We start from the raw sequence: 11614 nt of genomic DNA, 5'->3' as shown, positions 1-11614 counted from the left end.
CCTATGGAGGAAAACTAATAATGGAAATTTCTGAGTTACCCATCGGTTTTGAGTTGTTATCCGATGAGGAAACCTTTCTCAATGATCTAGATCAGCAAGATACTATGGTTCAGGGTGGATGTGGTCCTACTCCCCAAACACCATTCATTCTGTGTGCAGCACCTACGGCAGTTCCCATGCCCGAACACCCAGAACCTTTTCCCAAATGTCCACGCCCAATACCCCAACCAACACCTCCTGTTTTTGAAGATCCACGGCCCATACCTTTTCCTAAAACCGGACCCATACCTTTTCCTAAAACCGGACCCATACCTTTTCCTAAAACAAGACCGATAATGACTCCACCCATACGAATGGAACATTAGATTGAGGGCATTAGCCCCTTGCTCTAAGTGTAGGGGCTAATGGTAAGGATTAAGCTAAAACGCATTTGAAATATGTTTTAACAAGGCAAAAGGCAACAGGCAAAAGGCAACAGGCAACAGGCAACAGGCAACAGGCAACAGGCAACAGGAGAATAGAATCTATATTTTTGATTTTACTTCAATAATATACAGTTTAAATGCACAATAAAATAAATGTTAACTTCACAACACTTAACTAGGTATTTTTATATATATTAGAGTAATACATTATATCATTTTGCTGTTAAATAATCATCATATAAACGATTATTTATAGCAACATTATAGATCTAGACATTCTAAATATTTTGTGAACCATAACGCTGGCATTATGGTCGCACAAGGATGAAAGTTCTTTCCATTGTCTTGATACAATAGCGAGTGGGGGAAACCCCCGCAGGTCGGCGCTGCATCGCTACCAAAAATCCCGATTTACTTTCTTGCCTCTTGCCTCTTGCCTCTTGCCTCTTGCCTCTTGCCTTTCCCAAGCGCGACTATGTTCACAACTCCAATAACAATGCTATAGCTAGCTGACATTTTGTGTCACAATTGCATCTGATCTAGTAAACATAGTATTGGCAGCTGCTATGAGCGAAACCATCTTTAGCAAGATTATCCGCCGAGAAATTCCAGCGGATATTGTTTATGAAGACGATTTAGCCCTTGCCTTCAAGGATATTAACCCTCAGGCACCAGTTCATATTCTGGTAATTCCCAAGAAGCCCATTCCTCAACTGGAAAAAGCTGAGTCTGAAGATCAAGCCCTGATGGGACACCTGCTCTTAACTGCTAAGCAAGTTGCTGAGCAAGTCGGTTTGACCAATGGCTATCGACTGGTGATTAATAATGGTGCTGATGGTGGTCAAACGGTTGATCACCTGCATTTGCACATCTTGGGTCAACGCCCAATGAAGTGGCCTCCTGGTTGAGGTTTTTTTTAGTGCTCAGTGTTTAGTGCTGAGTCTTGAGTGGGTTTCTAAGTTAGGAGTTAGGTAAAGAACTAGGTTCAGGTTCTATATCTCAGGCTCTATATATAGAGGCGTTCCATGGAACGCCTTTACTTTTATAGCAAAGAAAGGGATAGTTAGGACATAATAGAGGAGTTAGTAAGGAGGACAAATGCCATCACCCTATAGGGATGATTTTAGAGATTTGGCGATACGGCTAAGCCACGCTTCGCGAACGCCGCCGTAGATCGTGGTGAGAAAAAAAGCCATGTCTGCCGAATGTTACAAATCAGCCGAAATACTAAGGACTTGTGGCTAAAAGCCAGTAACCGTCCCAGCCTGCAACGAATAAATCTGGGTTCCAGTGGCGATTCTGTGGTAAGATTAGGTTTATGAGTGTAGAGATTAACATCGCAGGAATTCAAATTCCTTTGGGAGATTGGGATGCCACCCCAGGGAGTTTAAAAGCAGTGGTAAAAGTTTTGAGTGAGCGTTTGGCCTATATAGAAGAGCAACTCAAGCAAAATTCACAAAATTCATCTCGTCCCCCCTCAAGTGACGGTTTTGGTCAGCAAGATTTGTCAAACCCCCAGACTCTCAAAAAGAAAAAGAAAAAGAAAAAGAAAAAGAAAAAGTCTAGCAGTGATGGCTCATCCAAGAAAACACCACAACTCTATCCGATCGAGGCCTGTAGCAAAGTCCATTCCCATGTACCAGATATTTGTCAGCATTGTGGAGAGCAGTTGAGCGGCTTCGACGAGCACCCTTATCGTCATCAAATCGTTGATATTCCGCCCCTATCGCCCAAGGGAATTGAACATCAACTGCATCAGTTGGAGTGCAATTGCTGCGGCAGGAAGAACCGTGCACCACTCCCTGCCGAGGTACCATCATTAGGCTTAGGAGACCGATTAGCGGCAGTGGTTGCAAGGTTTAGTGTAGAACATCGCCAAATTCACCGGATGGTGAAGTCCTTACTTGCTACAAAGTTTAGTGTTGAGCTTTCCCGTGGGAGCATCAATCGTCTTCGTCACCAGGTGAGTGACGCGGTCGCAGCTCCTGTGGAACAAGCTATTGAGTATGTTCAAGGCCAGGCGTTTGTTCATAGTGATGAAACCAGCTTTAGCCAAGGCAATGGTGATGGACTCAATCCCAGACAAAGCAAAGGATGGCTATGGGTATTAGTTACCCCGTTGGTGATTGTCTTTTCGGTGGTCTTGAGTCGCTCTCAAGCAACGGCCAAAGCATTACTGGGAGAAGAGTTAAACGGTATTTTAATCTCAGACCGTTACAGTGCTTACAACTGGTTAGAGATGATGCATCGTCAAGTGTGCTGGGCTGATCTGAAGCGGGATTTGACGGCTATGGCCTCAGGCACTGGTGTCTTGAAAGAAATTGGTGAAGCTCTATTGCGTCCATAACGTCGGTTACGCAGGATGGTGGCATCGAGTACGGGATGGCACCATGAGTCGTGAGCAGTTTGTCATGGCGGTGGAGCCATTGAGAATGGGTTTCAAGACCCAGGCACGAAGCTGCTGCAGCTTTACCTATTGGCAACAGGGAAAAATCACCCTTGGCCAAAACAGTACGCACAGCCCGAGAGTTATTAAAACTAGAGGCTGCGCTATGGACTTTTGTCTATGTTCCAGGGGTAGAACCCACGAATAATGCTGCAGAACGTGCCCTACGCACTGTCGTAATTTGGCGGCAAACCAGCTTTGGTTCCCAATTTCAAGCCGGCAGTGAATTCGCGCACGAGAATTCTTACTGTGGTGACATCCCTCAAAGCACAGCAGCAAAATCCGAAGGATTATCTCACACAGGCAATTCGAACCCAGCGATTAGGGCTATCGGCTCCATCCCTATTACCACAAACTCTGATCAACACTCAAATACCTATGGTGGCGTAAGGCCATGGTACGGTTACGATTGGACTAACCTAAAATCTACTAACTGATAAAGTTGTATGTCGTGGAGTATTTGAGAAAATTGAGGGTATAGAATATTTAGAATATGATGCATGGAATGCAACTCCGAAGACCAATTTTCTCGAAATCCAAATGCCTCTTCATAAAAGCGAGTGCATCCCTGTAGATGAGAAATGAATGAATAAGTCAGGCGAGAGCAGTAATGTTGGAGTCCAGCTTCTAGGGGCAGGCGATCACTCAAAATTCCATCTAGGACTGCCGCCATGAGCATAGCACTCCGCAAAGCAAAAGGGGTGCCTTCACCGCTAACGGGATCGAGTTTGATGGCAGCTTCTCCTACCAAGAACCATCCGATCCCGCACAACGGTTGACGAATATAGGGGGCACAAGGAAAACAGCGAATTGAATTTACGTTGTTAACGTGGGAACCGATCCCCCTACTTTCGTAGAGAGATTCCAACAAAGCTTGTTGAGGAGTAGTAGAAGCATAGGGGATACAAGTCTGAATAATCCTGCGACGCTCAAAGAGCGGAGCAGAAAATAACCAACTATCTGCCAATGACTCTATGTAACAGCAAGAGTCATTGGCAGATACGCTTTCCCCTTCTGTCGCCACCATTATCCGTTGCCCTCCCCCTAGAATAGACCAGTTCACCTCCGGAGGTAAAGTCGCCGTGTTAGCGTGTATAACCCACTGATAAGGTCTTAACAGTTTACTCATCGTAGCAGCATCAGGGGGATGATGGTGATCAATAGGATGGATTTTGCTCCCTCGCACAACCTGAGATTGTCTGAGCAAAGTCAATAGAGTATTGGAAGACAAAGCCAAAGCTGGTTGGGATACCTTCATAGGACTGTGGGAAGCCCCCCATTTTACCCAACGATGAGTCAGCCGATATCCATAATCTTGTAGGGAGATATCAGGAAATAGAATGCCAAGCAGGGTCTCGCTGATATCATTGAGGACAAGAGAAGGTCCGTGGGAGTCTTTCGTCAAGTCTCCAATCAAATCACAGGAACGCCCCACTTTGGCTAGAGCTGCCACAGAAGCCAGCGCACTTAATCCATTGCCAACAACAGCGATAGACGGTGTTGTTGGCTGATTCTGCTTATGAAAGTCCATTAGAACTCTGCTTCACAGACGACATCTTCAAAGTATTTAATCACGTCTTCTACCTTGTCCTCGTGACCTTTCTTCAGAGTGCGCTTCAGAACTGGCTCTTGTTTAGTCCCAGATCCAACTGACAGTAATTTAATTTCTTTAGAAATAGCAGGGAGGGTACTCTCCTTGATAATCCCCGCATTCACCAACTCTTGTTTGAGTTTGTTCAGCAAGGTTTTAGCGGCTACTGAGGATGTGACTGGAGGATCCTCTTCTAGCCAGTCTGGGATTGTAAAGAGGGGGGTCATTCCTTGTGTCGCTAACTCAAAGTTGACCTCATTCATGCGAATCATCAAGGCAATAGCACGACGCAATCCGCAACCACTCAACTGTTCATTCTTGCAGGCAAAGGCAATTTGTAATAGACCTAAAAGTACCCAGTAAAGAACATTACTTTGAAGTTGTAACTTAGCACCATTTGTGTGTAAACTTTCCTCATGGGGAATTCCATAAATCTTAGCATCAGGGATTATTGGATTGGGTTGATCACTTTCCTGGCTCCATTTATCAGGACGAATATAACCCGGTAAATCATCGCGATCATTATTGCTGAAGAATGCTAAGTTTTGCTGGGCTGTGCTAAAACGCACGTAATGCCCTTCCCCTTCATCAATGATGAGTTTGATGATCTCCACGGCACGAAGTTGGGTTTCAGGAGTCTCGAATTGATCGGGAGCCAGATGCTGTAAGGATCTCTGTATGCCAACATACATGCCATCCAGACCAGCTACAGTTGATCGACTAGGACGTTCAACATCAACAAACCACTGTAACTGAGAACTAGTTAAACTTTGCAGGTAGAAAGGTATTTGGAAGCGCCGCCCCAGCTTCGTAGCTCGCTTGATAGTGGTGGGAGCACCTAGGAGCTTCAGAACTTCGTTAGCCCAGCGGAAATGGCGCATTTCATCAATGGCAATCTCGAAGATCTCATGAGCTCCTTTCCAGAGTCGGAAATTCTCTAAACTCTCATCCTGTGGTTCATCTTTGGGAGTATTTACTGAATAGTAAGCGTAGAGATACTGCACTGCCAGGGCATGTTCTACGGTGGCGAGATAGGCGATCTCTTCTTTAATCTGCTCAAGAGTGAGCAAGGGTCCCGGGGGAGGTGTTGCCGGTTTGTAAGACTGACCGCATTCCCGACCATTGACAACAGGACGTAGTTGCTCCCAATCAGTCATCATTTCAGCATAGTCGATCTCCCGCAATCGCCGACCTTTATAGCTGTATGCAATATCTTCTGTTTGGGGTTCGACTTGCCAATTTTTACGCTGAAAATTGAGATAGGGATAAGAGCCATCTTCACTAGCATTGACATCAGGTTTGTTGGATGCCCAATAAAAACATTGACAATCCCGAAAGTCATAAGTCCACGGAGTACAGAGGGTGCGGGTGAGTTCTCCTGGTTGATAAACATCAGGATCGAGAGTTCCTTGGGCATTGAGGTAGGGGGCGCGTTCTGCAATTAAAACAGCCCATTTTAATTCCCCTTGCGATCGCTCCACAAAGCCACCAGTATTACCCGATGAAGTATCTGTAGAAGGCCAAAGTTCATCGATTTTTTCCTTGGCTGCCGTTAGTTCAGGTCCTTCCTTTGGAGGTTTCGGCCCAATTATAATGGCAACCTTCCCTGGAAATAAGGCATTGGCTTTACGCCAAGGATAAAGTCCCCCCAATTGCCCCTTGCTTTTGTCTTTAACATTAACAAAATCTATTGAGGCAGGATTGTTGGGGTCTTCTTTGGCGGCTGTTCGACCTTTGAGAGTCCATAGATACAGATTTTTATTGAGGTCTTCACTTGTCAAGCCCATGTCACGCCATGGCTGTGCCTGATCATCGGGAGTTAGGGCGGCTAATCGAGCGCCATCAGAACGATAAACCTCAAAATAAGTGCCTGGGAAAAAATATTTTTGTAAATTGCGGTTATCCATTTCCAGTCCAGGATAGCAATTGTCTACCCCATCCTCTGGACGGGTGGTTGTGGGATTGCCTGGAACTATATAAGCTGCCCTAGCTGTCAAATTGCGGGGAAAAATTTTCCACTCTTGGGGATCTTGCGGGGGGTTGCCTATCCGCTGGGGCTGTTGAATTTCACTCATAATCAAAAGCTCTCTGTTGAAATAATGGATAATTACTGATTATTGGCGCATCATTTCGGGTGATGTGACGAAATAAGTCTCAGGGTCGAGGAAATATTCAGGCTTTTGGGTAGAAAGTTCTGCATAGGAGGCCAGACAGAAATCAAGCCAACCACGAATGTAGTCGCAGGCAATGCGACCGCGTTTGCTTACTTCGTGATAGCAACCCCCACCACAGAGGTAACGTGCCCAACAGGTGCGACAAGGTTCCATCGAGTCTACATGGCTGCGCTGTAAATGTTGTGTTCGAGCGCTATAGTCAGAACCCTGCTGTATTGACCCCATCTCCCAATTCGGATCGTCAACTAACCGGTGGCATCCATAAAGCTTTCCTTGAGCATTGACGCTTAAGTAGCCTGCACCGGCACCACAGGGATAAGGACGATGGCTACCTCGATGGATTTCGTTGAGTGCTGTTTCAAAGTTAGTGAAGGGAAATCGCTTTCCTCGCAATAAGTTTTGCTTGCAGACTTCACCACACTCAATCATATGCTCGAGAAACTGCTTAAAATCTGAAGCTTGAAATGCGTACTCAGGATTGGGAGAAACCAGTACGGGGGCAAATCCAGCGTCATCCACTCCTAAAGACAATACATGTTCGAGGACGGGTAATAGGCGTCCGGTTTGAGGAGTAACCGTGATGCGGGCTGAGGTATGGGCTGGCGGTTGAGTCTGTAGATGCTTTATTCCCTTCATCACCTCCGCATAACTCCCTCGCCCGTTAGGGGTTGGTCGCAATCGATCATTAATATCTTGAGGACCATCCAAACTCAAAGACACATTAAATCGATACTCGGAAAATAATGCTGCATCCTCAGAGGTAATCAGTGTCCCATTGGTGGTAATCGAGAATCGCACCTTATGATGGCTTTCTTGGCCTCGGCGGCGAGCATAGCCAGCAATATGATGTACTAACTGGTGATTGAGTAGGGGTTCTCCCCCCATAAAACCCACGACTAAATCGACATTAGGCTCAGCTTCGGCTATAAGGCGATCAACGGCTTGTTCGGCAACATCCTGAGCCATGAATTGAGCTTTTCCCAGAAATCCCCCTTCATCAGCATAACAATACCTACAACCGAGATTGCAGCTTTGAGCCACATTAAGGGAGAGGGAGCGCAGGGGAGGAGGTGACAAAGGTGTTGGCGCGATCGCGGGTTGACCGCTGGGCATAGAAAAAACGCTACGGACTTCGTCAGCCTTAGAGGTTGTCTCCTCGTTTGCGTTATTGAGCAGAACTCGAAGATACTCTGCTGTGGCTGCATCCAGATCGAAAATTCTTGAGCCATCAACCACAAACAGATGTTGACCAAGACTACTTTCAAACAGACGAAAGTCTTGGGACAATTCTGGTTCTGGGCAAGAGGAGTCCTCTAAAACCGTGACCGAGGGAGATGGCATTGAAGGGTTACTCATGCTCATACATCTCCATTTTCCAAAGAATTCTTAACAATTTCCAACCACTTCTGCATGAGATAGTACTGTCGCTGGGTGATGTACATGGGAGCAGAGTCTGAGCCCCTCATTAACGCTGGCATTTGAGTGTCATAGGGCTGGGGTTCCGCTAGGGGGTTCCGGATCCATTGTTTAAACAACTCAGGTCGTTGACCTAAACGTTGCTTAAAGACTTCATAGGCTAGGAAACGAGCGTGGTTCATCCGTCCTAGTTCGGTTAAAGGTAAAGGATGCCCCGGTCGGGGAGCTACAGGGTCGAATGGCTCATCGGGATTCCCTGAAAACGCCTCATTTCCAAGCTTGGAGCGCAAATTTTGATGATCTAGATTGGAGGCTTCCATTGTCTCGCGGACTCGCTGCATTAGATCGGCAATGTCTTTTTCCGTTTCGGGCCAATTGCCAATGAAGTCAGATTCTAAAACTTCTTCACGCTTCACCAAGTTGCTAAGTCCATCGGCAATGGAAACAAAGGGGCGGCGATCGGGTTGGAAATCTTGGGGACAGCAGGTGTAACGCGCGTAGGCTGTGAGTTTTCCTTCAGCAACAGCGGTTCCAGTCAGTGTTACTGTGATTAAGCCATCATTGGAGTCATCCAGGCATCCCAAGCTCTTACCATCAGGATCTTGGGCATATAGACCTCCTGGGTTTGTGCGATAGTCCTCATCTACGGGCTGCCATTGGGGCCATTTGGCATTGCGATCTAACATACAGTGAATTTTGCGGAGGAACGCAGCCTGATTCTGGGTTTCCGGAACTAAAGCACTGAGATCCCGCTCTTCCAGATTTGTGGGACCGTAAACTAATCCTTTTGGAGGGGTAATTCGTAAGCGTATTTCAGACCAGGTGGGATTAGGACGAATCACCTGAACTTGTCCTAGGGGAATTTCTTTTCCTTGGGGAACTAGAGGGGTTCCTCCATTGACTGGACTAGTTCCAGGGATAGTTTGAGCGCTATGATCGTCCCCAGTGACTGTAACCACCCCTTCGACTTTATCGCCTTCAGACAATGTATAATGGTACGCCTTATGATTTGCTGCTTCTACCTTCCAAGTAACGTCACTTAGTGACAGTCCAGCTTCTTCTAAAAGATTGATGGTTAAAGGTCCTTCATAATGGTTAGACAAGCGGGCATGTAACTCGAAAAACGGGCACACAGGACGCCAATGTCCATAGTCATCTTTGAAGTGAATTTCTTCTGGTAGATAGGCAGAAATGTTACCGTTAGCATCAATGTTAAAAGTAAGCGAGGGTTCAATTACTGTTTCAGCTGTTCCTCGGGGAGAGTAGTCATTAGAAGCCCAATGAAAATTCTCCATGGGATAAGGTGAGTGACCAAATCGTGCAAACGCTAAGGGGGGGCAAATCCAAATTTTTTCAATCTGTATCGAGCCGGACATATGTATATATTTCTCCCGATTGCATCTCTCAACTAGTCGCAACTATTGCGACTAGTTATGTAGTGATTTCTTACGCTTTAGGTTTCCTCATTATTTAACAATGGGAGACACATCAAGTGGCACGTTTCCGATGTTTGTTACAACAATCTTATTTCCTCGACTGCTAGAAGGGTAATAACTGTCACCTGGGGTACGGCAGGGAATGAAATTTATATCGGTAAGTGGATAGCTTGAGGTCTCATCGGAAACGCTAAACGAATACACACCAAAATCAGAACTAAAGCATACAGGAGTAATTACAACTTGCGGGGCGAATGGGCCTTCAAAAGTTTCACCTGGCTCAATAATAAATTGAGCATTTGCGGGAAGAGTGTTTGCCTGAATTGTCAGAACGGCAACAGCTACCACTGTTAACCACTTGACAGTCCAATTTATGTATTTTTTTATTATTTTTTCCATGAACATGAAAATTTAGCACTGATTCTGATCTGCTTTAGCATTTTTCCAACTCAAAACCTATTTTGTCTATCCGAAAAATTACGTAATTTTTCGGATAGACAAAATAGGTTTTTTACGTAATTATACTTAATGTTTTGTTAAAAATAACACACGTTATCAGCCTGAGTTCGATATAAGGAAATTGGCTAGAAAGCACTTTCAGTGAAAGGTACAGGATTTTATCCCCTACCCAAAATTTATCAATTAGCGAAATTTGTTGAGAAATAGGGCGAGGAGAAAAAATCAATCAGTAAATTTTTTTTAAGCTTCATTAAGTAGTCTTAAATGGCTCTCCTAGACGTAAGGATTCAGGTCAGTGCCACAGTTATTAGGGGGGAAGGCTGAGCGCCCTTTCCGTATATAGTGAATAACCTGCAACTGAGAGTAGCTCAGCCTTCCCCCCTCCCTTTAGCAATCGGTAAGTCATCTTGAGTTAACTTGCTCTTGATTATGGTGTAATGTAGCAGTATGAGCAAGGCACAAAAAACTCCAGAGTTTGACCTCAAGCAGATCAGATTGTTGCCCACTGAGCAACTGGTCGATTTGATAGTGCAGCAACACCAGGTCATTGAATAATTACAGCAGGAGATCTTACGCCTCAAACTTAGCCTCTATATTACTCTGGCTTTAGTTGAAATCTTCTTTCTCCTGTTGCTGGTGATATCGATCACAGTTCCATGGTGATATTTTAACTTTGCAGACACGCCCTAGGAAGCATCGAGGTAGACCAATCAAAGATGATACACCACGATTTCAACAAGAACGTTGCTTTGCTTGGTATCAAAGAAAGTACCGACGTTTGGTGCTTCGTTGGGAACGCGGCTTGTGTTGTGTTCGATGCTTTCCTTGCCAAGCGCGACCATTCATATGTGGATTACTAAAATTATATTAGTGGGATAGGTTCTTACAACTCCCTGAGTGACAGAAGAGAGATATGCGATCGCTATTTTTGCATAATATATTACACATAAATCTAAATTTGTCAATACTTAAGTAATATAAGTTTTACTTATTTACATTATTTAATAAGCTGAGGGTAAATTACTCTCAAACCCCTTTACAAAACTAAATAATTTACTTAATATAAGTACATGAAGGCGCACAAAAGCCGGACGAACCTCGATAAATTCATATTCATACCCGCAATCATAAGAACATGACTACTGTATTACAGCAGAGCAACACCTCTGTGTGGTCTCAGTTCTGCAATTGGGTTACCTCCACCAACAACCGCCTCTATGTAGGTTGGTTTGGTGTATTAATGATCCCAACCCTGCTAGCTGCTACCACCTGCTTCATCATTGCATTCATCGCTGCTCCTCCTGTGGACATCGATGGTATCCGCGAGCCTGTTGCTGGTTCCTTGATGTACGGAAACAACATCATCTCTGGTGCTGTTGTTCCTTCTTCTAACGCCATTGGCCTACACTTCTACCCAATCTGGGAAGCTGCTTCCCTAGATGAGTGGCTCTACAACGGTGGTCCTTACCAGTTGGTAGTGTTCCACTTCCTGATTGGTGTATTTGCCTACATGGGTCGTGAGTGGGAACTAAGCTACCGCTTAGGTATGCGTCCTTGGATCTGCGTCGCTTACAGCGCACCGGTTGCAGCTGCTAGCGCCGTATTCTTGATCTACCCAATCGGACAAGGTTCTTTCTCCGATGGTATGCCTCTAGGTATCAGCGGAA

General features: G+C 45.3%; 8 protein-coding genes and 2 pseudogenes. 5 read left to right on the top strand and 5 right to left on the bottom strand.

All coding sequences use genetic code 11. The features are described 5' to 3' along the window. The 4 genes and pseudogenes from F6K38_RS27790 to tnpC form a co-directional block, all read left to right on the top strand. Nucleotides 1–365, top strand: a pseudogene (locus tag F6K38_RS27790) (hypothetical protein); the annotation flags it as partial. Nucleotides 366–785: 420 nt separating this feature from the next. Beyond that, nucleotides 786–938, top strand: a complete 153-nt coding sequence (locus F6K38_RS27785; RefSeq protein WP_287358304.1) for a hypothetical protein — start codon at nt 786–788, stop codon at nt 936–938. A 53-nt stretch (nt 939–991) separates the two neighbouring features. Next, nucleotides 992–1333 carry a histidine triad nucleotide-binding protein gene (locus F6K38_RS27780; RefSeq protein WP_287257332.1) on the top strand — a complete coding sequence of 114 codons (342 nt, stop codon included), beginning with the start codon at nt 992–994 and terminating at the stop codon, nt 1331–1333. A 410-nt stretch (nt 1334–1743) separates the two neighbouring features. Then, nucleotides 1744–3261: pseudogene (tnpC, locus tag F6K38_RS27775) on the top strand (IS66 family transposase). Nucleotides 3262–3274: 13 nt separating this feature from the next. Here tnpC and F6K38_RS27765 read toward each other — a convergent pair. The 5 genes from F6K38_RS27765 to F6K38_RS27745 all read right to left on the bottom strand — a co-directional run bounded on the left by F6K38_RS27765 (nt 3275) and on the right by F6K38_RS27745 (nt 9887). Then, entirely contained in the window at nt 3275–4402 is a 1128-nt protein-coding gene (locus F6K38_RS27765; RefSeq protein ID WP_287358299.1) for an NAD(P)/FAD-dependent oxidoreductase, read from the bottom strand. Further along, a complete protein-coding gene (locus tag F6K38_RS27760) occupies nt 4402–6537 on the bottom strand; it encodes a ferritin-like domain-containing protein (RefSeq protein ID WP_287255386.1) in 2136 nt (711 codons plus the stop codon). Before F6K38_RS27760 ends, F6K38_RS27765 begins: the two co-directional genes overlap by 1 nt. A 39-nt stretch (nt 6538–6576) precedes the next feature. Then, complete coding sequence (locus F6K38_RS27755) at nt 6577–7992, bottom strand: radical SAM/SPASM domain-containing protein (RefSeq protein ID WP_287358296.1); 1416 nt, start codon at nt 7990–7992, stop codon at nt 6577–6579. Nucleotides 7993–7994: 2 nt separating this feature from the next. Beyond that, nucleotides 7995–9347 carry a hypothetical protein gene (locus tag F6K38_RS27750; RefSeq protein ID WP_287358294.1) on the bottom strand — a complete coding sequence of 451 codons (1353 nt, stop codon included), beginning with the start codon at nt 9345–9347 and terminating at the stop codon, nt 7995–7997. 171 nt (nt 9348–9518) lie between these two features. Beyond that, on the bottom strand, nt 9519–9887 hold the full coding sequence (locus F6K38_RS27745; protein ID WP_287358291.1) for a hypothetical protein: 369 nt from the start codon (nt 9885–9887) through the stop codon (nt 9519–9521). Nucleotides 9888–11082: 1195 nt separating this feature from the next. Between F6K38_RS27745 and F6K38_RS27740 the strand changes: the two genes are divergently transcribed. Next, nucleotides 11083–11614 (top strand): photosynthetic reaction center family protein (locus F6K38_RS27740; protein WP_502709603.1); only part of this gene is annotated, 532 nt, incomplete at its 3' end.

Origin of the sequence: Moorena sp. SIO3B2 (assembly GCF_010692525.1) — a bacterium.
Taxonomy (GTDB): domain Bacteria; phylum Cyanobacteriota; class Cyanobacteriia; order Cyanobacteriales; family Coleofasciculaceae; genus Moorena; species Moorena producens.
The sequence above is the reverse complement of the archived record's forward strand: the minus strand, read 5'-3'. Positions and strand labels throughout refer to the sequence as shown.